Below are 24919 nucleotides of genomic sequence, written 5' to 3' on the forward strand. Positions count from 1 at the left end.
CTTCGCGTTGGTCGCGTTGCGGGGACGGCCTCTATGCTGCGCGCCATATCCGCATCGGCGAAAGGCTGCCCCCCCATGGCGAAATCCCCGCACATCAAGCTCGGCTTCATCCTGCACGGCGTCGGCCGCACCTGGAACGACTGGCGTCATCCAGATCGGGACGTGAATGCCAGCACCAGCCTGTCCCACTATCAGAAGCAGGCGGCGACAGCGGAACGGGGCAAGTTCGACTTCCTGTTCGTGGCGGACAGCCTGTCGATCACCGAGAAATCGAGCCCGCATTATCTCAACCGGTTCGAGCCGATCACGATCCTGTCGGCGCTCGCCGCCACCACGTCGCGCATCGGCCTCGTCGGCACGCTGACGGTCAGCTACTCCGAGCCGTTCAACGTCGCGCGCCAGTTCGCCTCGCTCGATCATTTGAGCGGCGGCCGCGCGGGGTGGAATGTCGTCACGTCCTGGCTGGGGGATACGGCGGCCAATTTCAGCAAGACCGAGCATCCCGCCCACGCCACCCGCTACAAGATCGCCGCCGAATATCTCGCCGTGGTGAAGGGGCTGTGGGACAGCTGGGAGGATGGCGCGCATGTCGCCGACAAGGAGAGCGGGCGGTTCGTCGATCCCGACAAGCTGCACCGGCTGGACCATAAGGGCGAGCATTTCCAGGTGCGCGGGCCGCTCAACATCAAGCGCACGCCGCAGGGCCAGCCGGTCATCTTCCAGGCCGGCGCGTCGGACGACGGGCGCAGCTTCGCCGCGCGCCATGCCGAGGTGATCTTCACCCATGCGCCGACCAAGGAGGACGGCCAGGCCTATCTGGCCGACGTGAAGGCGCGGGCGAAGGGCTTCGGCCGCGACCCCGACCAGCTGTTCGTGCTGCCGGGCATCGCGCCGATCGTCGGGGATACGGACGAGGACGCGGAGGCGCGCTATCGCGAGCTGGCGGCGCTGGAGTCGATCGACACCGGCCTCGGCTTCCTGTCGCGCACCTTCAACGACCATGATTTTCGGCAATATGATCTCGACGCGCCCTTCCCCGATGTGGCGCATATCGGGCTCGACAGCCAGCAGAGCGGCACGCTGCGCATCCTTGCCGAGGTGCGGGCGGAAAATCTGACGCTGCGGCAGGTGGCCGAGCGGTTGGCGACGCCGCGCGGGGTGTTTGTCGGATCGCCGGAGACGGTGGCCGACCGTTTGCAGCAATGGTTTGAAGACGGCGCGGCGGACGGCTTCGTCATTTTCGAGCCCTTGCCGGGGCAGCTCGACCTGTTCGTCGACAAGGTGGTTCCGATCCTGCAGGCGCGCGGGCTGTTCCGCACCGACTATGACGGCACGACCTTCCGCGCGCATCTAGGACTGGCCGAGCCGGAGAATCGCTATACGGCGCAGCGGCAGGCGCAGAGCGCGGCCTGAACCGGCCAGGCACATACCTGGCCGGCGGCATCGTTTAAGAGCGACGGATGAAGTTCAGCCCTCGCCAAGCCATGCACGGGCGGCACGATATAGTTCGGAAACGCGCTCGGGCTGATCGAGCGAGTAAAGATCGTCGCGGATCGGGAACCCCGCGCGAACGAGCGAATAGGCCATGATGCGATAGGCGCCCGGCAACCCGGCCATCACTTCGGCGTCATAATCCAGCTCGACGCCGGGGTCGGCAGGTTGAATGGTTTCCTTAATGTAGACGCAATCCATCGTCGATAGCCGCCATTCGCCCGCGCGACGCTCGGCACGCGAGACGAAACGGCAATAGCAGGCCACGTCAGCGAGCATCGTGTCATAGGGCGCGCGGCCGATGATAATCACCGCCATGTCGCTCAACGCGCGGTCGCCGTTCAGTTCGACATGGGGGGCGAAGGTCAAATGATTGCCATTGTCGGTGCTGGCCTGCATCCGCGTAAGGATTGCGCGGGATGCTTCCAGATAGGCTGCGATGGTGCCGCTGAACCAGCCGAATGTGATGCGGGCGTCAGGATGGTGTAGCTACGCGGCCCGATCGACATGAGGTCGTGCGCGAATCAAGGCGTTGATCGACTGATCAGGTCATCACGCCACTGGTGAGATCGACCACCGAGTCGGCATGCTGCCACTTGTTGATGGTCGAGGTCACAATGCTCAGATGCTCGCGCCAGAAGGTCGCCGCGCCGTCCGCGTCGCCGGCTTCGATCAGCGTCACCAGCTTTTCCTGCGCGCGCACGGCTTTCTTGCGGCTGACCAGCGAGTCTGCCTCACCGGCGGCGCGGATGTAGATCTGAAGCAAATGCCGCCCGAGCATTTCGTTGAGCATATCCACGATGACCGTCAATGTGCGAACGCCGCTCAGCTCTACGAGCGTGCGGTGGAACTCGTTCGAGCTGCGGCTGAACTGCTCCACATCTTCAATGAACCTTCGCTCTTCGGCGATGCAGGCATTGAGTCGCTCGATGGCTTGCGGCGTCGGGCTCTGCGCAACGATCCGGGCTGCTGGCGGCTCCATCAGCACGCGCGCATAATAGACATCGCTCACCATCACACCGTTCGATTGCAGGATCAGTCCCAAATAGCGCGCGGCAAGCTCAGTCTTGGGCAGGTGGACGCGCGCGCCACGGGTTCCGCGCGAGATGCTGATTAGCCCTTCAGACTCGAGAATCCGGCATGCCTCGCGCAGCGTTGGGCGCGAAACCCCGAACTGCACGAGCATTTCCGACTCCAGCGGCAGCGGCTCGCCTTCTTTAAGCTGTCCTTTGACAATCTGATTGCGCAAATTGTTCGCGACGAGTTCGGCGGCCTTCGGTACCCGCACATTCTGCGAAACAATCTCCACGGCCGCTCCTATCCTTCAACAAACAGTGTCTAAATAATCTGCCGTATTAGCAGCGACAATCCGGCAATACCAAGCTCTTGCGAGACCCGAATTCAATCCGCCGAGCCGAAAAGCAAATCGGCAAGCCTGCCTTTGTGGATTTTGCCCATCGGCGTGCGCGGGAAGTCGTCCACCAGCGCCAGAAACTCGGGAGTCTTCTGCACGGCGACGCCTTGCGCGGTGAAGTGCGCCTTGAGGGCGGGCAGATCGAGCCGCGCCGGCCCGGCGGCGCGGCGGTCCGTTCGGCCACGTTCAACGAATATGACGAGGAAGTGAACCGCTCGCTCGAAGTCGGCGCGAAGTTCGAGAGCGCCGACCGCCGGGTCCGGGTCAACGGCGCGGCATATCACAACTGGATCAGCGGCAGGCAACTCGCTGTCCAGACCAGCGCGTTCAACCCGGGCGAAGTCGACACGATCAACTCGCCCGGCACTACACGCGTTTGGGGGCTGGAGATCGAAGCGTCGGTGACGCCGATCGACGGGCTGACGCTCAACGCCGGTTATGGCTTCGCCGATTCCAAACGGCCGCTGGTGCGCGTGCTCGGCGCCCTGCGCGATCCCGGCTTGCCGCTCACGCCCGAGCATCAGGGAACGGCCGCCGTCGACTATGTCCTTTTCGACCGTGGCTTCGGCAAGCTGATGGGCCATGTCGATTGGAACATCTCGTCGGGCTATGACGTGGGCGCTTTCACGCCGGCCAACGCCCCGAAGGTGACCCGTAATGTGTGGAATGCACAGCTCAGTCTCGCCAACATCCCGGTAGGCGACAGCCGCGCCCGGGTGACGGCTTGGATCAAGAACATCTTCGACAAGGAAACGCTGACCTATGTGATCGCGGTGCCCGGCGATACCGGCTTTGGCGGCCTCTATTCGCCTCCGCGCACCTACGGCGTCGAGGTCGGCTTCCGCTTCTGACCACCAAGCTCACCGGGCCGCATCGGAGGTTGGGCGGGTTGTCGAGCATCCGGTCAGCCGCTGCGCGCCCGGGGGAGGGGGACGGTTGCCGTGGGGGAACATGGCCTTCGGTCCGGGCTTCTGGCGCGATCCGAGACGAACCAGGCGCCTGTCTGCGTAGATCGTGACCTCGTCCAGTCTGAAACCGGACGCCGGCCTGCGCCGGGGACCAGTTAGGGAGGCGGGCGAGGGCATTAACGCCCGTCAGGAGGCCATCGACTTCGGCGGGCTGCGGAGGGCGACCATGTCCACCGCGCTAGCGAATTCCACGCCCATGCGGTCGTCCTTCGACCAGCGCGAGGTGGCGTTCACCAGCTGGTTTTCGGCGATCTCGATCGCGAACAAGGTGCCGGGCGGGACGTTCCACAGCCCTTCGACCAGCGCGCCGGTGGGCGAGATGTTGCGGATGCGCCCTGCATAGACATGGCCGTCATGATGGATCGCGACCGTCCGCAGCATCGTCTTGCGTTCGGGCCGGCTGGATTTGAAGCCGTTGGCCGAAGCGGCGGTGCCGATCGTGCGGTGGCGGACCATCACATCCTCGAACAGCATCGGCCGGCCATAGATATAGCCCTGGATATGGCTGCACCCCAATTGCCGGATCAGCGCCAGTTCGTCCTGCGTCTCCGCACCCTCGGCGGTCGTGTCCATGCCCAGCGCTTCGGCCAGACTGACGATCGCCTTGATGATGGCGCTGTTGCGGTTGCCCTTGATCGATGCGCCGCGCACGAAGCTCTGGTCGATCTTGATCTTGTCGAAGGGCGCTTTCTTGAGATAGCCGAGCGAGGAATAGCCCGTGCCGAAATCGTCGAGCGCGAGCCGCACGCCGATGGATTTCAGCCGCGCGAACATCGAATCGGTGCCGTCGTCGTCGTTCAGGAAGACGCTTTCGGTAATCTCCAGCTCCAGCCGTTCGGGCGCGAGCTGGGCGGCAGCGAGCGCGCTCATGACGGTGGACGGGAAGCCGGGATTGGCGAATTGCGTCGGCGAGACGTTGACGGCGACCCGCACCTCTTCCGGCCATTTTGCCGCGTCGAGGCAGGCGGTGCGCATCACCCAGTCGCCGATCTGGGCGATGAGCCCCGTATCCTCGGCGATCGGGATGAAGAGCGCAGGCGATATCGGCCCGCGCACCGGATGCGTCCAGCGCAGCAGTGCCTCATAGCCCGTGACCGTCTCGGTCTTGGACGAGACCACCGGCTGATAGACGAGGTGGAGGCCATCGGCGGCGAGGGCGCGGCGCAGATCCTCCTCCAGCTGGCGGCGATCCTCCGCATCGGCGTGCATTTCCGACGAATAGAAGCGGTGGACGCCGCGCCCGTCGCCCTTGGCCGCGTAGAGCGCCAGGTCGGCGTTGCGGATCAGCGCGTCGGCGGTAACGCCATCCTGCGGGCAGGCGGAAATGCCGATCGACACGCCGATGACGACCGCAGTCCCCTCGATCGAATAGGGCTGCGACACGGCGCTGATGATCGCCTGCGCCAGATGCGCCAGCATCGCCTGATCGTGGCGGCCGGGCAGCAAAATCTTGAACTCGTCGCCGCCCTGCCGTCCGACGAGGCCGCGCTCGCCCACCACGCGCTGCAGCCGCTGGCTCACCTGCCGCAGCAGCGCGTCGCCGGCGGGATGGCCGAGCGTGTCGTTGACGCTCTTGAACCGGTCGAGGTCGAGCATCATCAGCGTGCATTCGCCCGGCTTGCCATGGCGATCGGCCACCGCCTGTTCCAGCGAACGCAGCATCTGGATGCGGTTGGCGAGGCCGGTCAGCGAATCGAACTGGGCGAGGCGGGTCACCTCCGCCTGGCTGCGGCGCATTTCGGTAAGGTCGGTGCCCGATCCGCGAAAGCCGTGAAACTGGCCATATTCGTTGAACACCGGCTGACCCGAGATCGACCACCAGCGCTCTTCCTTCGCCATGGCGGCGCAAACCGCGATGTCGGAGAAGCCGGTGCGCGCCGACAAATGGAAGCCGAGTGTGCGCTCGCCATCGCCCTGCTTCCTGTCGCCAGGCTTGACGATATCGGTGATCGGCCGGCCGATCAGCGCGTCGGCCTTCAGGTTCAGCGACTGCGCCAGCGTGTCGGAAATATAGGTGAGGCAGCCCTGCCGGTCGGTTTCCCAGAACCAGCCGCGCCCGGTGCGCTCATGCTCCTGGAGCAGCCGGTCGGATCGCTGCGCGCGCAGATCCTGCTGGTGGCGGGCGATCGCCCGGTCGCGATCCGCCGTCGCCTGGCGGAGCGTCGCGAGCAGCATCACGAACACGCAGCTCGCCATCATGCCCACCTGCGCCAGTCCCGTCCTTTCGACGACCGACACCATCAGCGCGCCGAGGAAATAGCTGACGCCGAGCAGCCGGCGGTCGCCGAAGATGCTGACCGCGAGCAGCGCCACCGCCAGTTCGGGCACGGCGGCAAGGAACAGCGTGTCGGTCGCCGCGCGCGGCTGGGTGCCGAGCCAGAGGCTGAAGGAGAGCGCCGACAGGAACACCATCGGCAGCATCAGCCAGTTCTGGACATGCGGCATACGCTGGCGGAACAGCGCCTGGCGCGGCAGGAAGGTCAGCATAAGGTCGATCGCGATCATCGCCGCCAGAAGCGCGGCGCCGCTCTTGCCGCCGCCCGTGAACGGCAGGCCGAGCAGCAGGATCATGCTGATCTTCGCGATCAGGATCAGCGGCCAGAGCCGGGCGATATGGACGAAGGCGCCCGAAATCCACGACGCCGACACCTCGGTCCCGCTTTCCGCCAGGCCGAGCGCGACCATCAGGGTCATGGATCGGGGCTGAACATCGGAAAGATTGGCGCGCAACGACATGCGCTACGCCTAGCCTATAGTCCTTGCCAACCCCTTACTACCGAACCGGAATGGCAGCAAAGAACAGCCTTAATATCAGACGCGCATCGGCATCAGGACATAGAGGGCGGGACTGTCATCCTTCTCGCGGATCAGCGTCGGCGCGGCGGCATCGGCGAGATGCAGTTCGACCGTGTCGCTGTCGATCTGCCCCAAAATATCCAGCAAATAGCGGGCGTTGAAGCCGATGTCGAAGCCTTCGCCCTGGAACGTGCCCGATACCTCCTCGGCCGCCGTGCCATTTTCCGGGCTGGTGACCGACAGGGTGATCTTGTCCTTGTCGAGGCTCATCTTGACCGCGCGGGTCTTTTCCGTGGCGATAGTGGCGACACGATCGACACCATCTTCGAAGCTGCGGGGATCGATCTTCAAGAGCTTGTCGTTCGCGGTCGGGATGACGCGGCTATAATCGGGGAAAGTGCCGTCGATCAGCTTGCTGGTGAGGATCGCGCTGCCCAGGCCAAAGCGGATCTTGCTGGCGGACAGACTGATTTCGACCGATCCGTCGACCTCGTCCAGCAGCTTGCGCAGTTCGCCGATGCATTTGCGCGGCACGATGATGCCCGGCATCCCCTCCGCACCGTCGGGACGGGGGACGGTGACGCGAGCGAGACGGTGGCCGTCGGTCGCCGCGGCCTTCAACACCGGATCGGCTTCTTCCGACACATGGAAATAGATGCCGTTCAGATAATAGCGCGTCTCTTCGGTCGAGATGGCGAAGCGGGTCTTGTCGATGATCTGCTTCAGCGTTTCGGCCGGCAATTCGAATTTGGTCGGCAGGTCACCCTCGGCGATCACGGGGAAGTCGTCGCGCGGCAGGGTCGACAGGTTGAAGCGCGCGCGGCCGGCCTGGATCAGCATCTTGCCCTCGGCGGCGTGGATCGAGACCTGGCTTCCCTCGGGCAGCTTGCGCGCGATGTCGAACAAAGTGTGGGCGGAGATGGTGGTCGCGCCAGGCTGCTCCACCTGCGCCGATACGCTTTCGACCACCTGAAGATCGAGGTCGGTCGCCATCAGCTTGATCGCGCCGTCGGCCGATGCCTCGATCAGCACGTTGGACAGGATGGGGATGGTGTTCCGCCGCTCGACCACCGACTGGACGTGGCTCAGGCTCTTGAGGAGCGTTGCGCGTTCGATGGTGGCCTTCATGTCCCTGGTCTGTCCGTTTCTTTTCTGCATGTGCTGCGGGGTTCGGTCGAATCCCGCCGACAAGGATGGATGCTTCTTCATAACCGCTGTTGCGGTCCCTGCAAGCGGGGCATCGGCTTTTGGCCGGCGGAGGGTTGCAAAAGGGTTTAGCATCGGCTTTGCCTTGGGGATGCGCCGCCTGTCTGCCGTTCTGCTGGTCCTGCTGTCGGGCGCGACGCCCGCCATCGCGCGCGATTCCCTGGGTATTTTCGAGAGTTGGGGCGCGTTTCGCGATCCTGGCGGGGCAAAGGGACCGCGCTGCTACGCTATCGCGCAGCCGGTCGTGCGACGGGGGCAGAGCCCGCGCGGCTTCGCGTCGGTCGGCACCTGGCCGCGCGCGCGGGTGCGGGGGCAGCTCCACATCCGCCTCAGCGGCCCGCGCGCGGCCGACGCGCCGGTGCTGCTCAAGGTCGGCGAGCGTCGGTTCACTTTAGTCGCGGGCCAGGTCGACGCCTGGGCCGCCGACGCGCGCATGGACGCGCAGATCGTTGCAGCGATGCGCGCGGCCGCCGGCATGAGCGTTGCGAGCGTGGGCGCCAACGGGCGCGGCTTTGCCGACAGCTACGCGCTGCGCGGCGCGGCGACCGCGATCGATGCGGCGGCGCTGGGGTGCGCGCGGGGGCGGTAGGCCGACATGGCTTTAAAAATGCCCGAAAAGCGACTATGTGCGCGGCCATGCAGACAGCCGCCAGCCCGCTCATGCCGATCCCCGGCCCCATCGACCCTGTTCCCGTGCCGCGCGCCGTAACGCCGCGCGAAGACGGGCGCACCGACCTGATGGGCCTGTCGCGCCAGCAGATCAAAGGCGTGTTCGAGGAAGCAGGGCTTGACGTCAAGGCCGCAAAGCTGCGCTCCAAGCAAGTGTTTCACTGGCTCTATCATCGGGGCGTCACCGATTTCGAAGCGATGACCGATCTTGCCAAGCCGATGCGCGGATGGATGGCGGAGCGGTTCGTCGTCGGCCGGCCGGAGGTGGTGGAGGCGCAGGTGTCGAGCGACGGCACGCGCAAATGGCTGCTCCGCTCGGACGACGGGCAGGATTATGAGATGGTGTTCATTCCCGACGCGGACCGGGGCACGCTGTGCGTGTCGAGCCAGGTCGGCTGCACCTTGAATTGCTCCTTCTGCCACACCGGCACGATGCGCCTCGTCCGCAACCTGACGCCGGGCGAGATCGTCGGGCAGGTGATGCTGGCGCGCGATGCGCTGGGTGAATGGCCGCGCGGAAACATGGCGTCGGCCAATGACGACGAGAGCGACGAGGCGTCCCACTACACGTCGGACGGGCGGATGCTGACCAATATCGTCATGATGGGCATGGGCGAGCCGCTCTATAATTTCGACCATGTGCGCGATGCGCTGAAGGTCGTGATGGACGGCGACGGGCTGGCTCTGTCGAAGCGGCGCATCACGCTTTCCACCAGCGGCGTCATCCCGATGATGGCGCGCGCGGGGGAGGAGATCGGCGTCAACCTGGCTGTCTCTCTGCATGGCGTGACCAAGGAGGTCCGCGACGAGCTGGTGCCGCTGAACAAGAAGTTCGGGATCGACGAACTGCTCGCCGCCTGCGCCGCCTATCCCGGCGCGAACAATGCGCGGCGCATCACCTTCGAATATGTGATGATTAGGGACAAGAATGACAGTGACGCCGACGCGCGCGAGCTGGTCCGGTTGCTGCGCCACTATAAGCTGCCGGCGAAGGTGAACCTCATCCCGTTCAATCCCTGGCCGGGCACCGACTATGAATGCTCGACGCCCGAGCGGATCAAGCGCTTTTCCGATATCGTGTTCGAGGGCGGGATCAGCGCGCCGGTGCGGACCCCGCGCGGGCGCGACATCATGGCGGCGTGCGGGCAATTGAAGTCGGCGAGCGAGAAGAAGAGCAAGGCCGAGCTGCGTCGGCTGGCCGAGGAGAAGCAGGCGGCGTTGGGGTCGGCGTAGCTACCATCCTCCCCTGGAGGGGAGCTGGCAATCCGAAGGATTGACGGAGGGGTTCGATCAGGTTCAACTGCCCCCGGCAGTTGAAGGTCACGCCGCGGGCATGACCGACCTGATCGACCCTCTCGATAGTGGGACACCCCTCCGTCACGCGCTCCGCGCGCGACACCTCCCCTGCAAGGGGAGGATGAAAGAGGGGGAGTTCGATGACCGATGCCGAGATCGGCGACCTTGCGGACGCCTTTGTCGCCTGTACCTTGCCCAAGGAACGATGGACCCATGGCGCGCATTTCGCGACGGCGTTGTGGCTGATCCTGCGCCGGCCCGATATCGTGCCGGAGCGCGACATGCCGGGGCTGATCCGCCGCTATAACGAGAGCGTGGGCGGGGTGAACAGCGACATGAGCGGCTATCATGAAACCATCACCCAGGCATCGCTGCGCATGGCGCGGCATGTGCTGGCGGCGCAGCCCGAGGGGGTGATGCCGTCGGCGGCTTTTGCGGCGCTGATGGCGTCGCCGCTGGGCGACAAGGACTGGCTGTTTGCCTACTGGTCGCGCGAGCGGCTGATGAGCGCGCAGGCGCGGCGGGCGTGGGTGGAACCGGACCTTGAGCCCCTGCCCGCATGAAAAAGGGCGGCCCGTGACGGACCGCCCTTTCCCTTGGTTCCGATCGAGAGGGATCAGAAACGGATGCCGAGGCCGCCGACGATCTGGTGCCGTTCGACGTCGGCTTCATAGTTGGAATAACGATACTCGCCCTTCAGGAAGAGCTGGCCGCCGAGCTTGTATTCGAGGCCCGCGCCGACGCGCACGCCATCGCCATTGTCGCCGCCGAAGCCTTCGGTCTTGATGCGGGCATTGGTGTAGCCGGCCTTGATATAGGCGAGCGCCACCGGGCTGACCAGAAAGCCGGCGCGCGCGCCGATGTAGAGGTCGCGGGCTGCATCGACATCGACACCGCCGACGTCGACATTGGCGGTGGAATCGGAGATTTCGGCCTCGATGCCGGCGACAGCGCCGCCCGCCTGGAAATCATAGCCAAGGCCAATGCCGTAGAGCAGGCCGTCCGGGTTGCCGATGCCGCTGCCATTGGTGTCGAGCTTGTCATAGCCAACCAGCACTTCGGCGCGCGGGCCGGTGAAGGTTGCGTCGTCCTGTGCGAAGGCAGGGGTGGCAATGGCGGCAGCAGCGATCGCTGCGAAAATCACAGTCTTCATAAAGTCCTCAATTTTATTGTTCATGATCTTGCGCCGGCGAAGCCAGCGATCACACATAAATTATGCGCTATAGCAAAGATAACTCTGACTATATGCTCCTGCTATGACCTTCCCGTTATAGAGATAGATCATCACGACCTGCATAGTTGCCGTGCGAGGAGGCATGTAGGTTTCGATTGTCCTGTTGCAAAGAGCCATTAGCTGTCGATCAGCGCATTTGCTCTACCGTGTTGTAATTCTGATACAGCAGCGGAACGAGCGGCCGCTGCCGATCGCTCAGGCGATGCGGGTCGGCTCGGCCGGCATCGGGTCCAACGGACGCGCGGCCACGGGCTCCTGATCGCTGCTGTCTTCCTCGATCGTTGGCGCAATGCGATGCGCAAAGGCCGGAGACGACAAAAAGCAGATGACCGAAGAGGCCAAGAAAATCGTCAAATTCTTCATTGTAGACCTATCCATTCCAATGCGTCGAAGCATGTTCCGAATGACAGGCGACCTGTTGTTGCTGCCGTCGAAGGACGGACAAACTTATGTTATTTTCTGTTGGCTTCGAGAGTATTTCGACTGGTTGTTCCCTTGCGGGCTCGCCATTGGTCGCGTGGTTATGACATTTCCATGACCGTTCGACCAACGACACCCAAGACGTCGCCAACGACGTCGCTCCGTCCTGCGCTGACGAAAAAAAAGGCCGTTGCGATCCTGTAACTTCCTCTGCTCTGCCCCTGTTCCTGCTATACAGGCGCTCGCCGCTGACGTAGGATCGCCGCCATGGGCAGCCAGTTCCAGAGCGGGGACAGGATCGTCAAGCGGCATCGCCTCTCGACGCGGCTATGGCATTGGCTGAACGCGCTGCTCCTCTACATCCTCTTCACCAGCGGCCTTGGCATCTTCAACGCGCATCCGCGCCTCTATTGGGGGCAATATGGCGCGAATTTCGACCGGCCCTGGCTGGAGCTTGAGCGGTTCGGAAGCTGGATCACTCTGCCCGCCCATTACAGCCTGGCGATGTCGCGCCACTGGCATCTGGCCGCAGCGCCCGTCTTCGCCTTCGCGCTGCTTGGCTATATGCTCTGGAGCCTCGCCAACCGGCATGTCGGCCGCGACCTTGCCTTCCGCCGGGGGGAACTTGCGCCGCGCCATATATGGCAGGACATCAAGGATCATGCGCGGCTGCGCTTTCCGACCGGGGACGCGGCGCTGCGCTACAATGTGTTGCAGAAGGCGAGCTATATCGGCGTGATCTTCGTCGCGCTGCCGCTGGTGATCCTGACGGGGCTCACCATGTCGCCGGGGATGAATGCGGCCTGGCCCTGGCTGGTGGATGTGTTCGGCGGGCGGCAGTCGGCGCGATCGATCCATTTCATCGCCGCTTTCGTGCTGGTCGGTTTCGTAGTGGTGCATCTGCTGATGGTCGTGCTGGCAGGGCCGCTCAATGAAGTGCGGTCGATGATTACCGGGCGCTACCGCGTGCCGGCGGCGCGGCCATGATCCTCGGCCGCCGCTCGCTGCTGCTCGGGGCGGCCGCGACGCTGGCTGGCTGCGATCGCCTGGCGCAGCAGGAAAGCGTGCGCAACGCGCTCTTTTCGGCGGAGAATTTCCACAAATGGGCGCAGCGTGGGCTGATGGCGCGCGACGCTCTGGCGCATGAATTCCGCCCCGACCAGATTTCCCCCATCTTCCGCGCCAACGGCACGTCCAATCCCAATACGCCGGACTATAAGGCGATCTGGCGGACGGGCTTTGCCGACTGGCGACTGCGGATCGACGGGATGGTCGCTAAACACCTGTCTCTTTCGCTGTCTCACTTGCACAGCCTGCCGCACCGCGAGCAGATCACGCGGCATGATTGCGTCGAAGGGTGGAGCGCGATCGGCAAGTGGCGCGGGGTGCCGTTGAAGCTGCTGCTCGACGCGGCGGGACTACGGTCAGGCGCGCGCTATATCGTCTTTCATTGCGCCGACCGGATGGGCGGCGGCGCGCCCTATTATGAGAGCATCGATCTGATCGACGCCTTCCACCCGCAGACGATCCTCGCCTTCGCGCTGAATGACAAGCCGTTGTCGGTCGCCAACGGCGCGCCGCTGCGCCTGCGGGTCGAACGGCAGCTGGGCTACAAGCAGGCCAAATATCTGATGCGGATCGAGGCGGTGGACAGCCTTGGTGCGATCGGCCGGGGCAAGGGCGGCTATTGGGAAGACTATGCGGGCTATGATTGGTATGCGGGCATTTGACGCCTGCGTAACGACGTGACAGGAAGCCCGGCATGAAGATTTTCGAACGTGTTTTGAGGCGTTTGGTCACGCGCGGTCAGTTGACGGTCCATTATGCCAATGGCAGCCGCTTCACCGTCGGGCGGCCCGACCCGGCCTTTCCCGATCTGGCGCTGCGCTTGCTCGATGGGCGGGTGCCCGTCGACATCATCCGCGATCCGCGCCTTGGCATGGCGGAAGCCTGGATCGACGGCCGGGTCACGATCGAGGGCGGCGGGATCATGGAGTTCGTCTCGATGATCCGCGCCAATAACCCTTGGGAAAGCGGCCGGTCGATCGACACGAAGAGTCGCCTGAGCCGGGGGATCAAGAGCGCGCGGCAGAAATTCTGGCGCCTGAACCACAAAAAGCGATCGAAGGCGAATGTCGCCCATCATTACGACCTGTCGGGCGCGCTCTACGCGCTCTTCCTCGACCGCGACCGCCAGTATAGCTGCGCCTATTTCCCCGACGCGACCAACGAGGCGGGCATCAGCCTGGAGCAGGCGCAGGAGGACAAGAAGGCGCATATCGCCGCCAAGCTGCATCTGAAGCCGGGCATGAAGGTGCTGGATATTGGCTGCGGCTGGGGCGGGATGGCGCTTTATCTGCACCGGACCTGCGGGGTCGATGTGACCGGCATCACTTTGTCGGAAGAGCAGCTCAAGGTCGCGCGGCAGCGGGCGGAGGAAGCGGGCGTCGCCGACCATGTCCGGTTCGAGCTGATCGACTATCGCGACATGACGGGGCCGTTCGACCGGATCGTGTCGGTCGGCATGTTCGAGCATGTCGGCACAGCCCATTTCCGCACCTTCTTCAACAAGTGCCGCGATCTGCTGGCGCCCGACGGGGTGATGCTGGTCCACACCATCGGGCGGGTTGAAGGGCCGGGCATCACTGACGCCTTTACCCAGAAATATATATTCCCCGGCGGCTATATCCCGGCCCTGTCCGAGATGATCCAGGGCAGCGAGGGCACGCGGCTGATGGTGACCGATGTCGAGGTGCTGCGGATTCACTACGGCCTCACCATCCGCGAATGGTATAAGCGCACGCTGGCGCACAAGGCCGATATCGTAGCCCTCTATGACGAGCGATTCTTCCGCCTCTGGACCTTCTACCTCGCCGGCGCGGCGACGGTGTTCGAGCATGGCGGCATGGTGAATTATCAGGTCCAATATGTGCGCGACCGCCGTGCGCTCCCGATCACGCGCGACTATATGCTGGAGGGCGAGGCGGCGCTGCGCGGACGCTGAGCGGCTGAACCGCGCCTGACAGCGCCATTCCCGGATCGTTCAGTCGGCTTGCGACATTCTTGTCCTTGTCTCGCGCATCGGCGCGAGGGGAAGAGGAGAGAAGAGATGAAGCTGATCTGGAAAGGCGCGGCGGCGCTGGCGCTGACCGTCGCCGGCCTCGGCGCGGCGAGCGTACCGGCGCAGGCGCAATATTATGGCGGTAACGGTTATGGCTGGCGGGGCGATCGCTGGGACAATCGCGGCTGGGATAATCGCCGGCGCTGGGAAGACCGCCGCCGCTGGGAGCGCCGCCGTTGGCGTAGCAACTGGCGGGGCGATCGGGGCTACCACCGTGGCTATCGCGGGTATGACCGGGGCTATTATGGCTATCGCCAGCGCTGCTGGACCGAGTGGGCCTACAACCCCTATCGCGACCGCAACGTTCGCGTGCGCGTCTGCCGCTGAGCCAAGGCTTGCCTCCGCCCGTCCCGCCGGGCGGAGGCGGCCGATCGAAGCCGCTCGATTGAACCGCAGGCCCGGTTGCGGCATTGTGGCGGCATGACCGATCCGATGCCCGTGCTCCACAGCCTGTTTGCGGGCCTGCCCGTCCTGCTGCTGCATCTTGCCACCGCGACGATCGTGTGGCTCGCGGCGCTTGCCCTCTATCTCTGGATCACCCCGCACGACGAGTTCACGCTGATCCGCGCCGGCAACGAAGCCGCCGCCATATCGCTGGGCGGCGCGGCGATCGGGCTGGCGGTGCCGCTCGGCTTCTGCCTCGCCGGATCGGTCAATGTCTGGGACGTGGTGATCTGGGGCAGCGTCACGCTGGTGCTGCAACTCATCGCCTTCCGCCTCGTCGATTGGGTGCTGGGGTCGCTCTCCGCGCGGATCGAGGCGAATGAGCGCTCCGCCGCCATCTTCCTCGCCATGGTGAAAGCCGCCATCGCCTGCCTGACCGCCGCGGCGGTGGCGGGCTGAGCCGGTGGCGAACCGCGGCTGCGGCTGCCTGCCGTTCGTGCTGGGCGGCATCCTGCTGATCGCCTGGTTCGGGCAGGACAGCGCGCCGCCGTTGCAGGTCGAGCAATATGATCCGCGCTCGCCGCGCCGGCCGCTGCCCGACTGGGGCGAGCAGTTCGTCATCGAGGATGAGCCGGGCGAGCGCGCCGATTCGATGGGCACCGCCTTCGCCGTTGACAGCGACGGGGCCTGGCTGACCGCCGAGCATGTCACCCATGGCTGCGCACGGGTGGGGCTGGAGGATGGCCGCTTCGCCCGCCCGGTGGCGCGGGTGATCGAAAGCCGTGAGGCGGACGCCGCGATCGTGACCGACAGTTTGCGCAGCCCGACCGCGCTGCCACTGTCCCGCCGGGTGCCGCAACCGGGGACGCCGGGCTATCATATGGGCTTTCCGGCGGGCGAGCCGACGCTTGTTCGCTCCGAGCTGATCGGCGAGGCGAGCGCCCGGCGCGGCCGCACCGAGCTGACCCAGCCGATTCTCGCCTGGGCCGAGCGCGACCGGGTGCCGGCGGGAGAGGGGACGCTGTCGGGCATCAGCGGCGGACCGACCTTCGCCGAGGATGGGCATGTCGTGGGCGTCAACAGCGCGGCGACCGACCGACGCGGCCGCATCCTGACGACTGCACCCGACGCCATGCTGCGCCTGACCGCCGCGTCGCGCGCGGTGGACGAGCGGCCGGTGGCCTATCCCATCGCTGGCCTCGCCGACGCGCAGGCGCGCTTTGCCGCCTGGCTGGACGAAGGCGTCATCCGCCGCATCTTCTGCGATGTGGACGCGGCGGGCGGCGGTTGACGCGGATGGCTGGCAGGCGCTAGGCGCGGCGCAGCTTTTTCAGGGATAGCATCATGAGCGACACGCCCCCCGACCATCTTTCGACCAACCCCAAAAGCCCGCATTTCGACATGGACGTGCTCCAGCGCGGCATCGGCATCCGTTTCAAAGGGCGCGAGCGCAAGGATGTGGAGGAATATTGCATTTCCGAAGGCTGGATTCGCGTCGCCGCCGGCAAGACCCGCGACCGCCACGGCAACCCGCTGACGATCAAGCTGACCGGCGAGGTCGAGGCATGGTATGAAACGCCGGCCGAGGGTGATGCGGACAAGGCGGGCGAGGGGGAGTAAGCCCTCGGTTTGTGGCGGGATAGCATCTCCGCCTTTCATAAGGCATACCAGTGGCTACAACATCGTCACCCCGGGCTTGACCCGGGGTCCCGCTTTTCTATGCCCCGCCAGAAGGAAGCGGGACCCCGGAGCAAGTCCGGGGTGACGGGTAAAGACGCACAGGTAGCTGCGTCGATATACCTCGCGCGCTCAGTTCAGCACCGCTTCGCGCTTCACCTCAGCGATGATGGCGCTGAGGCTGCGGCTCGCCGGCGCGGCGTCGGCATATTCGACGATGAAGGGATCGGCCTCCAGCCGGGGCGGTTTGCGCGAGGCGCGGGGCTGGCTGGTGGTGCGGGCCGAGGCGATCACTGGTTCGCGCGGCGCGGCGGGCGCGGGCCGCATCACCGCTGGCATCGCCTTTTCGTCCCAGACATCGCGATCGAGCTTGGCAAAGCGGATGCTCGTGCCCAGCGCCGGGTCGGGCGTGAAGTCGTGCAGCTTGGCCTTGGCCGGGTAGATGAAGCCCCAGGTCGGGTTGGTGCGCGCGCCCATCTGCGCCGTAGGGCTGTGCCAGACGCGGACCTGGCTCCAGTCGCCGGCCTCCGACACGTCGATCGCCAGCACATCCTCCTCGATCGCGCCGGGGACCGACCAGTTGGCGTGGCGGATGAGAATGCGGCGATCGTCGAGAATGCGGCTTACCACCGCGACATGGCCGAGCGTCATCGGGCCATAGGGTTTGAACGCCAGCACCGCGCCTTTTTTGGGCTTCTGCCCGCGCTTATACTGGCCGTCCGCCTGGTCCCACCAACTGAGCGCATCGCCGCGTATCGCCACGCCCGACACGATGCGGGCATAGGGCACGCATTGCAGCACGCCCGCGCCAAACGCCGGCACGGCCATCAGCCCGGACAGCAGCGATGCCGCCGCCCAGAATGCTTTCCGAATCATCTATGCGATCCCGAACCGTCAAGAATCGCCCCACCGGGAACGACCCTAGCTGCCGGATTCTTTGGGAAAGGTTAAAGGCTTAGAAAGCAGCGCGCAGGGCGGAAGCGCCCGTCGTGTCGGCCGACGCGATCAGCACCGGGGCGGGTTCGACGGGCTTGGGCGCGCTCGCATAGATGAAGCCCTTGGCCGGATTAGAGCGCAGGCCCAGATCCTTGATCGGGCCATACCAGACGCGCACATCGGTCCAGTCGTTGTTCGCCGACACGTCGATCGCGCGCACGTCGCGCTCGATGCCGCCGCGATAGGACCAATTGGCGTGCGTCAGCAGCACTTCGCGCTGGCTCACGACCTTGCTCACCATCGCCACATGGCCGACCGGCATGGACCGGCTGGACGAGAAGGCAAGCACCGCGCCGACGCGGGGTTCATGGCCGCGATCGTAGCGCCCTTCGGCCTGGCCCCACCAGGTGTTGGCGTTGCCGTGAATGTCGATGCCCGAGACCTGACGGGCATAGGGCGCGCACTGGAGCGTGCCGGCCGACGCGGGAGAAACTGCCAATGTCGAGAGCGCAACAAGGAGCGTCGCGAAAAACGCGCGAAAAGCAGCAACCATGTGAAATGCGACCCCGACTTATTGGAAGGCTTGAACCCCGATAACGGTGTTAGGCCAGACGCCGATACCCATGAAAAGAGCGGGGCGACGAGTCGTTTTGTCGATGCGTTATGTTGCGGAACGAAAAACATGCCCGGCGGTTACAGTAAGCCGGGTTGCATCGCTCAAGCCGTTGAAAAGGCTTTCTTCCGTCCCGGTCATCCACACCTGCCCGCCGGTTCGCCGCAAACGGTCGAACAGAGCGTCCCGTCGCGACGGATCGAGATGCGCGGCCACCTCGTCGAGCAGCAACACCGGGGGTTGGCCGCGATCGGCCGCGACCAGCGCGGCGTGGGCGAGGAGGATCGAGAGCAAAAGCGCCTTCTGCTCGCCGGTGGAGCAAAGCGCGGCGGGCTGATTCTTAGTGATATGCGTGACGGCGAGGTCGTGGCGGTGCGGGCCGCTCAGCGTTCGGCCCGCCGCCGCGTCGCGCCGCCGGTTCTGCGCCAGCAGTCGAGCGAGCGGGCCGTCCTCCTGGCCCGCGATCGCGACCAGAGGCCGGGCGAAGGGTTCGTCGGGCTGATCTACAAGCGCCGTGTTGAGGCGGGCGACGAGATCGGTGCGGGCCTGCTGCAGCGCCGTGCCATGGTCGCTCATCTGCGCCTCCAGCGCGGTCAGCCAGGCGGGATCGGCGCGGCGCGGATCGGTGAGCAGCCGGTTGCGCGCCCGCATCGCCGCTTCGTAGCGCGCGCTGTGCGCGGCGTGGGCGGGATGCAGCGCCAGCGTCAGCCGGTCGAGAAAGCGCCGCCGCCCGCCGGGACTGTCGAGGAACAGCCGGTCCATCGCCGGGGTCAGCCAGACGATCGAGAGATGATCGGCGAGCGCATTGGCGGAGGAGGCGACCCCGCCGATCCGCACCTGCCGCCGGTCGGGCGCGGTGGGGGCTACGCCGGTGCCCAGCATCACCCCGTCCACCTCGGCCGCGATGCCGAAGCCGCCCGGCCCATCCTGCCGCGCCATGGCGGAGAGCGGCGCGCCGCGCAGGCCGCGTCCGGGCGCGAGCATCGAGACCGCCTCCAATATGTTGGTCTTGCCTGCGCCATTGTCGCCGGTCAGCAGGATGAAGGCATGATCGGGCAGGATCAGCGCGTCCGCATGGTTGCGGAAATCGCTTAAGGTCAGGCGGCCGATCATCGCGCGGCTGTAGCGGGACGGGGCCGGTCAGGGAAGCGCGGAGCGTTCAGCAGCGCTTGCGGGTCACGGCCGCGCCGTCGTTGACGATGGTCAGTGTTCTGCCATCGGCCGAGGGTTTGAGAAGCAGCGTGCGGGTCCAGCTCTGGCCCTCGCCGGTGAAGGCGGCTTCGACCGACAGGGTGCCGCCATTGGTCGCTTTGGCTGCGCGCACCTCGCCGACGCTTTCGTGGAACAGCAGTTGGTCGGGCGTGATGGTGAGTTCGAGATCGGCGCTACGGTCGCCGCAGCGGTCGGCCGGGCCGGTCCAGCGGCCTTGCAGGGCGGCGGGAATTTGGCCGGTGGGGGTGAGAGCGGGCGGGTCGATCGCGGGCGGTGGTTCGACCGGGGTGATGGCATTGGCGGGCGGGGCGGGCTGCTGCGCGTTGGGCAGCGCCTGGTCCATGATGTTCGCGACGACGCCGGGCTGCTCGGCGCTCTGCTTGCCATTGTCGCAGGCCGCTATCAACAGCAGGGGCAGGAGAGGGCAGAGCGTCCGCATCGCCTGACCAACCCCACCGCGCCGTCCCCGGTTCCAGCGGCCATATTGCGGCAGGGCGGAAGGCCGCCTAGACAGGCGCATCCCCCTCCGCTCCCAAGGAGTTCCGTCGATGAAGCGCCTCCCTCTCCTCCTCGCCGCCGCCGCCCTGTCCTTGCCGGCCAGCGCCATGGCCGCGCTCGCCGTGGGCGCGAAAGCGCCGGACTTCACCACGCGCGGGGCGCAGGCGGGCAAGACCTTCACTCTGACCCTGTCGCACCAGCTGAAGCGCGGGCCGGTGGTGCTCTATTTCTTCCCCAAGGCGTTCACGCCGGGCTGCTCGGCCGAGGCGCGCGAGTTTGCCGAGAATATCGACAAGTTCAAGGCGGCGGGCGCGACCGTCATCGGCATGTCGGCCGATCCGGTCGACGATCTCGTCGCCTTCTCGACCAAGGAATGCGCGGGCAAATTCGCGGTCGCTTCGGCCGGGCCGGGCATCGTCAGCGGCTATGACGTTGCGCTCAAGATGCGGCCGGGCATGACCGACCGCACCTCCTATGTCATCGCGCCGTCGGGCCGGATCGCTTTTGTTCATAGCGAGATGAACTATGCGGGGCATGTGAAGAGCACGCTCGCCGCCGTGGAGGCGATGAAGGCGAAATAGCCTTCATCCCTTCACATATCTGCCGAACCACCCGAGCGTTGCGTCCCACGCGGCCTTGGCGGCGGCTTCGTTGTAGCTGGGGCGATAGTCGGCCATGAAGCCATGGTCCGCGCCGGCATGGACGGTGATGCTGTCGGGCGGCGACTTGCCCGCCTTGACCAGCGCGGCCCGCATCGCCTCCACGTCGGTAAGCGGGATGCCCTTGTCGAGTTCGCCATATTGGCCGAGCACCGGGGCCTTGAGCTTGGCGACTTCCTCGATCGCGCTCAGTGGCTGGAGCGCGGTCTTTTCGCTCACCAGCCGGCCATAATAAGCGACGCCGGCGTCAAGCTGCGCACTGTGGGCGGCGTAGAGCCACACGACCCGGCCGCCCCAGCAGAAGCCGGTGATGCCGCGCCGCTTGCCATCGCCGCCATGGCTGCCGGCAAAGGCATAGGTCGTGTCGATGTCGGTCAGCACCTGCGCATCGGGCGCTTTCGATACGATGGTGCCGATCAGTTGCTTGAAGTCGGAAATCTTGGTCGCGTCGCCGTGGCGCGCGAACAGATCGGGCGCGATGGCGTAATAGCCCGCCTTGGCGAAGCGGCGGCAGATGTCGCGAATCCATTCATGCACGCCGAAAATCTCATGCACGACGACGATGACCGGCGCGGGCTTGCCGCTTGCCGGTCGGGCGACGAAGGCGGGCAGGGCGAAGCCGTCGCTCGCGGGGAAGGAGACGCTCTCTTCCTTCAGGCCATCGCTCGATGTCTGCACCGCGCTGCTCGCCACAGGGCGGCAGGCGGCGGCGAAGCCGGCGGCGAAGGCGCCGCCCGCCAGCACATGCCGGCGCTCAAGGCCGGTGGTGCGGACCCAGTTGCGGTCCTCGGGCAACCGCCCGGAACCGACATCGCTCTCCTTGCTCATATGCTGCACGCTCCTTGCCATGGCTCCCCGGCCGCGCAGCCTAATGCAAGGATCGGGAAAGGGAAGAGCGGCGCACGGACAAAAAAAGGGGAGGCGTCCCCGGCCTCCCCTTTCCTCCGTCCCCACGGAAATCTTGTTCAGGCGGCGATCGCCACCCCGTCCTGCGCCGGTAGGAGGCCACGGCCGACTTCGCGCACCAAAGTGATGAAGCGGGCGGCTTCGCGCGCGATCATCGCCTTGTTAAAGCAGGCGGCCGCGCCCCGGTCCATCGCCTCGGCGACGATCGGCGCGCCGTCGCGCATCAGGCTCGACAGCATGATGACGGGGCAGGGCTCGATCTCCATGATCTCGTCCAGGATCGCCATGCCGTCCTTGCCGGGCATGGCGATGTCGAGCGTCACCACATCGGGCTTTTCCAGCCGGATCATTTCCAGCGCCTCCGCGCCGTCGCGGGCGATGCCCACAACCTCGACGCGACGGTCGCGCTCCAGCAGCGTCTCGATCATCGCACGGATGGTCAGCGAATCATCGACCACCACTATTCTGACAGGCTTCATGGCTTTCACTCCCCAGGCCATCACGAAGCATCATAACGGCAGGGGAACGAGAAGCTTTAGACGTAGCTAATGACGATTTAACCACGCGGGCGGCGTCCGCCGAAATTGGGGGAGAACAGCTTGCGGAAACTTATCGAGATGGTGCGCCCTTGCGGGTCGAGGTAGCCGGGCTGATAGCGGATCGGCGTCGCGCCGGTCGCGTCGGTGACCTCGCGCCGCTGGTTGAAGAGATTGTCGATGCCGATCGACAGGCGCGCGCCGCGCAGGAAGGGCATGTCCTTCACCAGCGAGGGCATCTGCCCGAAATTGGCGAACAGGCGCAGATTGGCGGTGGCGAGGCTGCTGAAGTTGAGGCGCGACGCGCCGCCGAGCGCGCCATCGACATGGGTGCCGTTTTCCCAGTTGACGCCGAGCCGCGCCCCGAGGCCGTTGTTGGTGTAGCCGAGCCGCGCCTGGATTTCGTGGCGGGGCTGGCCGCCCGACGATCCGGTCGCGTCGCCATCCAGCAGGTCGAGCGGGGCAAGGCCGGGCGCGATCAGGATATTCTCGGCGAAATGCCAGGTGTGATAGAGGCTGACGACCAGCCGCCCGCCGCCACGGCCGCCCCCTCCGCCGCCAAAGCCGCCGCCCGGCCCGCGATAGCCGCCGCCGGGTCGTCCTTCGCGCGCGCCCTCGCGCGGCGGCCCTTCGCCGGGCAGCGGTCCTCCCTCCCGGCCTTCGGGGCGGTTGCGGGCGAAGGCGGCGCGGATGTCGTCCAGCTCCTTGGGGCGCTCCTCGGGCTTCGACCCGGATGCGCGCCACGCTTCGATCACCTTCTGGATGTGCGACTTCAAGGGGATCGACAGGTCGAAGCCCCAGCGCAGCTGCTCGCTTTGCGCGCGCAGGAAATTGAGCGGGCGTGCGTCGATCTGAAGCAGGTTGCCGTCCGCGTCGCGCAGGAAGCGCTGGGGGAAGGCCGCTTCGAGCGCCGGCGTGGGCGTGGGGAAGGCTGCGATCGGATTGCGGGTGCGGCTGTTGAGATAGGTGGCGGTCAGCGTCAGGTCGGGCTTGTCGAACGGCTTGACCCGCGCGCTCAGGCGAAACTGGTCGCGCACGCTTTCCCGAAGGGCGCTGTTGCCGCCCGACAGCTGGGTCACCAGCGCGGTCTGGCCGGTCGCATAGTCGAATATGGGCACGTTGGGCGTGGCGATCAGCGGGTCGGTGATCTGCGTGCCGGTGGGGGCGGCGCGATCCTGATTGGCGGAGGCGAGGATCTGCACCGCCTTCACCGGCTGCCAGCGCAGACCGTAGCCGAGCGTCGAGAGGGTGCCGAAGTCGGAATAATGCTGCGCGGCGGCGTTGAGGTTGATGCCGATGTCGCCGACTGCGCCGAGCACCCCCTTCGACCGGCTGGTGATCGGGAGGTCGAGGCTGATCTGCCCGCTCGCAATCTCGCGGCTGTAGTCGGCTTCTCGTTCTACACCCGAGCGGATCGACCAGCTATCGAAGCCGTTGGCGGACGCGCCGACCCGCACCGAGGTCATGACCGCGCCCGCCGGCAGGGTAAAGAGCGGGCCGCTGAGCAGCAGGTCGCCCTGAAGCGCCTGGCTTTTCGCCCGAGCGCGGTCGGTCGTGCGGGTCGCCAGCAGCGTGTCGGGCAGGGCGCCGAACGGATTGACCGAGGGGTCGCCGGCGTCGATCGCGCCTTGGACCGGATCGCTCGCGACGCCCCGGTCGGTGCGGGTGCGCGTGACCGACAGGTCGCCATTGGCGGTGAAGGACCATTGCCACTTGCCGCCGAGGCCGCCGTTCAGCGTCAGCCCGACATGCGCGGTGGTGCCGCGCACCTGCTGCGCCAGTGCGCCGCCCTGCGCCAGATAGCGGTTGACCGTCACATCATTGGCGAAGGGGGAGAAGGGGCTGCCCGCCGGCAGGTCATATTGCGCGCGGGTCAGCCCCTGGAGGCTGTCGCTCTCGCTGCGTTCCAGCCGGCCGTTGAGGCTGGCCGACACGCCGCCGAGTGCCCGGGCGAGCGTTGCATTGGCGGAAAAATTCTCGGTCGCGGGGCTGAGCGTGCGATAGGGGGTGAGGTCGACGCTATCGGTCGCGCCCGCGCCGGGCACGAAGTCGGCAAGGGTCGGCGCGCGGGTCGCGGCGATGGCGGGCACGCCGACCTGCGTCAGCGGTGCGCCGGCGAGGGCGGACAGGGCCGGGTCGATCTCCTGCCCGCGCGCCGCCGCCGTGATGCGGCCGCTGCCATCGTTGACGATGCCGCGCTCGCTTTCCAGCAGGTTCGCGGCGCGCTCATATTGAAGATTGAGGGTGAAGCGATTGTCGCCGCGGATGCGGAGCAGCCCGGCCTCCGCCTCGCCCGTCTCGCGGCCGCCCTGCGTCGTCGTGCCCAGTTCCAGCTCGCCCGTTTCGGCGCGGAAGCGCTGGCGCAGCACGACGTTCATCACCTTCTGCGTCGGCGCATAGCCGTAGGAGAGCGCGACCTGCTCGGGCAAAATGTCGATCCGCGCCACCGCTTCGGAAGGGATGTCGCGGATTTCGGCGAAGCTCGATATGCGCTTGCCGTTGAGCAGGATGATCGGCGTGCCGTTGGTCTGCGGCGACAATTCGGTCACCAGCTCTGCGATCGAGGTGACGCCGAGCGCGCGCACATCGGCGGCGGAGAGTTGTTGCTCCGGCTCGACCTCGCCCATCACCGCGCCGCGCTGCGGTTGGCCGGTGACGATGATTTCCTCGCCTTCCTCCTCGCCTGCCTGGGGCGCGGCCGCCCCGCGCGGCGGCTCCTGCGCCATCAGCGCGGCGGGGGCGGCGCTGGCGAGAAAAGGCAACAGGATGACGCTTGCGGAACGACGCACGAATACCCCCATGGGACGGATTGGAACCCTTGTCCCTGGAGATTTAGCGCGCATCTGTCGCAAACATCCGGCAGGAACCGGCCAAATTTGTCGC

General features: G+C 66.0%; 25 protein-coding genes and 1 pseudogene. 13 read left to right on the forward strand and 13 right to left on the reverse strand.

The annotated features are described in order from the left end of the window. Positions 1-75: 75 nt before the first annotated feature. Positions 76-1413, forward strand: coding sequence for an LLM class flavin-dependent oxidoreductase (locus V2B31_RS18375; RefSeq protein ID WP_328281347.1), 1338 nt, complete (start codon positions 76-78; stop codon positions 1411-1413). Between the two features lie 54 nt (positions 1414-1467). On the opposite strand, the pseudogene V2B31_RS18380 reads toward V2B31_RS18375, so the two are convergent. Together V2B31_RS18380 and V2B31_RS18385 are read right to left on the reverse strand one after the other, a co-directional pair. After that, positions 1468-1968: pseudogene (locus V2B31_RS18380) on the reverse strand (nuclear transport factor 2 family protein); the annotation flags it as partial. 67 nt (positions 1969-2035) lie between these two features. Continuing rightward, positions 2036-2800 carry a FadR/GntR family transcriptional regulator gene (locus tag V2B31_RS18385; protein WP_328281349.1) on the reverse strand — a complete coding sequence of 255 codons (765 nt, stop codon included), beginning with the start codon at positions 2798-2800 and terminating at the stop codon, positions 2036-2038. 212 nt (positions 2801-3012) lie between these two features. On the opposite strand from V2B31_RS18385, the gene V2B31_RS18390 reads away from it, so the two are divergent. Continuing rightward, positions 3013-3756, forward strand: coding sequence for a TonB-dependent receptor (locus V2B31_RS18390; RefSeq protein ID WP_328281351.1), 744 nt, complete (start codon positions 3013-3015; stop codon positions 3754-3756). 243 nt (positions 3757-3999) lie between these two features. On the opposite strand, the gene V2B31_RS18395 is transcribed toward V2B31_RS18390, so the two are convergent. Together V2B31_RS18395 and dnaN are read right to left on the reverse strand one after the other, a co-directional pair. Then, positions 4000-6567 (reverse strand): EAL domain-containing protein, encoded by a 2568-nt coding sequence (locus V2B31_RS18395; RefSeq protein ID WP_328281354.1) that lies wholly within the window; start codon positions 6565-6567, stop codon positions 4000-4002. 117 nt (positions 6568-6684) lie between these two features. Next, positions 6685-7797: a DNA polymerase III subunit beta gene (gene dnaN, locus V2B31_RS18400; RefSeq protein WP_328281357.1), complete on the reverse strand. Its 1113-nt coding sequence runs from the start codon at positions 7795-7797 to the stop codon at positions 6685-6687. A gap of 169 nt (positions 7798-7966) precedes the next feature. Between dnaN and V2B31_RS18405 the strand changes: the two genes are divergently transcribed. The 3 genes from V2B31_RS18405 to V2B31_RS18415 all read left to right on the forward strand — a co-directional run bounded on the left by V2B31_RS18405 (position 7967) and on the right by V2B31_RS18415 (position 10403). Then, the gene (locus V2B31_RS18405) at positions 7967-8464 is read left to right on the forward strand and encodes a hypothetical protein (RefSeq protein ID WP_328281359.1); all 498 of its coding nucleotides are present in this window, start codon (positions 7967-7969) and stop codon (positions 8462-8464) included. Between the two features lie 47 nt (positions 8465-8511). Beyond that, entirely contained in the window at positions 8512-9777 is a 1266-nt protein-coding gene (rlmN, locus tag V2B31_RS18410) for a 23S rRNA (adenine(2503)-C(2))-methyltransferase RlmN (RefSeq protein WP_328281361.1), read from the forward strand. A gap of 203 nt (positions 9778-9980) precedes the next feature. Continuing rightward, complete coding sequence (locus V2B31_RS18415) at positions 9981-10403, forward strand: hypothetical protein (protein WP_328281364.1); 423 nt, start codon at positions 9981-9983, stop codon at positions 10401-10403. Positions 10404-10456: 53 nt separating this feature from the next. Here V2B31_RS18415 and V2B31_RS18420 read toward each other — a convergent pair whose 3' ends face one another. After that, on the reverse strand, positions 10457-10993 hold the full coding sequence (locus V2B31_RS18420) for an outer membrane protein (RefSeq protein ID WP_328281368.1): 537 nt from the start codon (positions 10991-10993) through the stop codon (positions 10457-10459). 276 nt (positions 10994-11269) lie between these two features. Continuing rightward, entirely contained in the window at positions 11270-11437 is a 168-nt protein-coding gene (locus V2B31_RS18425) for a hypothetical protein (RefSeq protein ID WP_328281371.1), read from the reverse strand. A 324-nt stretch (positions 11438-11761) separates the two neighbouring features. Here V2B31_RS18425 and V2B31_RS18430 point away from each other — a divergent pair, with 324 nt between their 5' ends. From V2B31_RS18430 to V2B31_RS18460, 7 genes are all read left to right on the forward strand, one after another. Then, complete coding sequence (locus V2B31_RS18430; RefSeq protein ID WP_328281375.1) at positions 11762-12481, forward strand: cytochrome b/b6 domain-containing protein; 720 nt, start codon at positions 11762-11764, stop codon at positions 12479-12481. Then, a complete protein-coding gene (locus tag V2B31_RS18435) occupies positions 12478-13224 on the forward strand; it encodes a molybdopterin-dependent oxidoreductase (RefSeq protein ID WP_328281379.1) in 747 nt (248 codons plus the stop codon). Before V2B31_RS18430 ends, V2B31_RS18435 begins: the two co-directional genes overlap by 4 nt. Positions 13225-13256: 32 nt before the next feature. Further along, positions 13257-14498, forward strand: a complete 1242-nt coding sequence (locus tag V2B31_RS18440) for a cyclopropane-fatty-acyl-phospholipid synthase family protein (protein WP_328281382.1) — start codon at positions 13257-13259, stop codon at positions 14496-14498. Between the two features lie 105 nt (positions 14499-14603). After that, complete coding sequence (locus tag V2B31_RS18445; protein WP_328281385.1) at positions 14604-14942, forward strand: hypothetical protein; 339 nt, start codon at positions 14604-14606, stop codon at positions 14940-14942. 93 nt (positions 14943-15035) lie between these two features. Then, positions 15036-15458, forward strand: a complete 423-nt coding sequence (locus V2B31_RS18450; RefSeq protein WP_328281387.1) for a DUF350 domain-containing protein — start codon at positions 15036-15038, stop codon at positions 15456-15458. 4 nt (positions 15459-15462) lie between these two features. After that, positions 15463-16290 (forward strand): S1 family peptidase, encoded by an 828-nt coding sequence (locus tag V2B31_RS18455; protein ID WP_328281390.1) that lies wholly within the window; start codon positions 15463-15465, stop codon positions 16288-16290. A 53-nt stretch (positions 16291-16343) separates the two neighbouring features. Continuing rightward, positions 16344-16619 carry a DUF3297 family protein gene (locus V2B31_RS18460; RefSeq protein WP_328281393.1) on the forward strand — a complete coding sequence of 92 codons (276 nt, stop codon included), beginning with the start codon at positions 16344-16346 and terminating at the stop codon, positions 16617-16619. Between the two features lie 189 nt (positions 16620-16808). Here V2B31_RS18460 and V2B31_RS18465 read toward each other — a convergent pair whose 3' ends face one another. The 4 genes from V2B31_RS18465 to V2B31_RS18480 form a co-directional block, all read right to left on the reverse strand. Then, positions 16809-17552: a CHAP domain-containing protein gene (locus V2B31_RS18465; RefSeq protein WP_328281396.1), complete on the reverse strand. Its 744-nt coding sequence runs from the start codon at positions 17550-17552 to the stop codon at positions 16809-16811. Between the two features lie 79 nt (positions 17553-17631). Next, positions 17632-18165: a CHAP domain-containing protein gene (locus tag V2B31_RS18470; RefSeq protein ID WP_328281398.1), complete on the reverse strand. Its 534-nt coding sequence runs from the start codon at positions 18163-18165 to the stop codon at positions 17632-17634. Positions 18166-18273: 108 nt separating this feature from the next. Further along, a complete protein-coding gene (gene recF, locus V2B31_RS18475) occupies positions 18274-19338 on the reverse strand; it encodes a DNA replication/repair protein RecF (RefSeq protein ID WP_328281401.1) in 1065 nt (354 codons plus the stop codon). Between the two features lie 46 nt (positions 19339-19384). Beyond that, positions 19385-19957, reverse strand: a complete 573-nt coding sequence (locus V2B31_RS18480; protein WP_328281404.1) for a hypothetical protein — start codon at positions 19955-19957, stop codon at positions 19385-19387. Positions 19958-19985: 28 nt separating this feature from the next. Here V2B31_RS18480 and V2B31_RS18485 point away from each other — a divergent pair, with 28 nt between their 5' ends. Continuing rightward, the gene (locus V2B31_RS18485) at positions 19986-20516 is read left to right on the forward strand and encodes a peroxiredoxin (protein WP_328281408.1); all 531 of its coding nucleotides are present in this window, start codon (positions 19986-19988) and stop codon (positions 20514-20516) included. Between the two features lie 3 nt (positions 20517-20519). Here the strand turns inward: V2B31_RS18485 and V2B31_RS18490 are convergent, their stop codons facing one another. From V2B31_RS18490 to V2B31_RS18500, 3 genes are all read right to left on the reverse strand, one after another. Then, on the reverse strand, positions 20520-21422 hold the full coding sequence (locus tag V2B31_RS18490) for a dienelactone hydrolase family protein (protein ID WP_328281412.1): 903 nt from the start codon (positions 21420-21422) through the stop codon (positions 20520-20522). A gap of 137 nt (positions 21423-21559) precedes the next feature. Further along, the gene (locus V2B31_RS18495) at positions 21560-21979 is read right to left on the reverse strand and encodes a response regulator (protein WP_328281415.1); all 420 of its coding nucleotides are present in this window, start codon (positions 21977-21979) and stop codon (positions 21560-21562) included. Between the two features lie 77 nt (positions 21980-22056). Continuing rightward, positions 22057-24837 carry a TonB-dependent receptor gene (locus V2B31_RS18500; RefSeq protein ID WP_422247891.1) on the reverse strand — a complete coding sequence of 927 codons (2781 nt, stop codon included), beginning with the start codon at positions 24835-24837 and terminating at the stop codon, positions 22057-22059. Positions 24838-24919: the final 82 nt, after the last annotated feature.

It is taken from the genome of Sphingobium sp. (genome assembly GCF_036170395.1).
Lineage (GTDB): Bacteria > Pseudomonadota > Alphaproteobacteria > Sphingomonadales > Sphingomonadaceae > Sphingobium.

Excerpts from the sequence above, each read along its gene's own strand:
- dnaN (WP_328281357.1), bottom strand. The coding sequence starts at position 7,797 with ATGAAGGCCACCATCGAACGCGCAACGCTCCTCAAGAGCCTGAGCCAC.
- V2B31_RS18500 (WP_422247891.1), bottom strand. The coding sequence starts at position 24,837 with ATGGGGGTATTCGTGCGTCGTTCCGCAAGCGTCATCCTGTTGCCTTTT.
- V2B31_RS18460 (WP_328281393.1), top strand. The coding sequence starts at position 16,344 with ATGAGCGACACGCCCCCCGACCATCTTTCGACCAACCCCAAAAGCCCG.
- V2B31_RS18485 (WP_328281408.1), top strand. The coding sequence starts at position 19,986 with ATGAAGCGCCTCCCTCTCCTCCTCGCCGCCGCCGCCCTGTCCTTGCCG.
- V2B31_RS18480 (WP_328281404.1), bottom strand. The coding sequence starts at position 19,957 with ATGCGCCTGTCTAGGCGGCCTTCCGCCCTGCCGCAATATGGCCGCTGG.
- V2B31_RS18375 (WP_328281347.1), top strand. The coding sequence starts at position 76 with ATGGCGAAATCCCCGCACATCAAGCTCGGCTTCATCCTGCACGGCGTC.
- V2B31_RS18445 (WP_328281385.1), top strand. The coding sequence starts at position 14,604 with ATGAAGCTGATCTGGAAAGGCGCGGCGGCGCTGGCGCTGACCGTCGCC.
- V2B31_RS18405 (WP_328281359.1), top strand. The coding sequence starts at position 7,967 with ATGCGCCGCCTGTCTGCCGTTCTGCTGGTCCTGCTGTCGGGCGCGACG.
- V2B31_RS18495 (WP_328281415.1), bottom strand. The coding sequence starts at position 21,979 with ATGAAGCCTGTCAGAATAGTGGTGGTCGATGATTCGCTGACCATCCGT.
- V2B31_RS18450 (WP_328281387.1), top strand. The coding sequence starts at position 15,036 with ATGACCGATCCGATGCCCGTGCTCCACAGCCTGTTTGCGGGCCTGCCC.
- V2B31_RS18490 (WP_328281412.1), bottom strand. The coding sequence starts at position 21,422 with ATGAGCAAGGAGAGCGATGTCGGTTCCGGGCGGTTGCCCGAGGACCGC.
- V2B31_RS18440 (WP_328281382.1), top strand. The coding sequence starts at position 13,257 with ATGAAGATTTTCGAACGTGTTTTGAGGCGTTTGGTCACGCGCGGTCAG.
- recF (WP_328281401.1), bottom strand. The coding sequence starts at position 19,338 with ATGATCGGCCGCCTGACCTTAAGCGATTTCCGCAACCATGCGGACGCG.
- rlmN (WP_328281361.1), top strand. The coding sequence starts at position 8,512 with ATGCAGACAGCCGCCAGCCCGCTCATGCCGATCCCCGGCCCCATCGAC.
- V2B31_RS18465 (WP_328281396.1), bottom strand. The coding sequence starts at position 17,552 with ATGATTCGGAAAGCATTCTGGGCGGCGGCATCGCTGCTGTCCGGGCTG.
- V2B31_RS18415 (WP_328281364.1), top strand. The coding sequence starts at position 9,981 with ATGACCGATGCCGAGATCGGCGACCTTGCGGACGCCTTTGTCGCCTGT.
- V2B31_RS18430 (WP_328281375.1), top strand. The coding sequence starts at position 11,762 with ATGGGCAGCCAGTTCCAGAGCGGGGACAGGATCGTCAAGCGGCATCGC.
- V2B31_RS18425 (WP_328281371.1), bottom strand. The coding sequence starts at position 11,437 with ATGAAGAATTTGACGATTTTCTTGGCCTCTTCGGTCATCTGCTTTTTG.
- V2B31_RS18435 (WP_328281379.1), top strand. The coding sequence starts at position 12,478 with ATGATCCTCGGCCGCCGCTCGCTGCTGCTCGGGGCGGCCGCGACGCTG.
- V2B31_RS18420 (WP_328281368.1), bottom strand. The coding sequence starts at position 10,993 with ATGAAGACTGTGATTTTCGCAGCGATCGCTGCTGCCGCCATTGCCACC.
- V2B31_RS18470 (WP_328281398.1), bottom strand. The coding sequence starts at position 18,165 with ATGGTTGCTGCTTTTCGCGCGTTTTTCGCGACGCTCCTTGTTGCGCTC.
- V2B31_RS18395 (WP_328281354.1), bottom strand. The coding sequence starts at position 6,567 with ATGACCCTGATGGTCGCGCTCGGCCTGGCGGAAAGCGGGACCGAGGTG.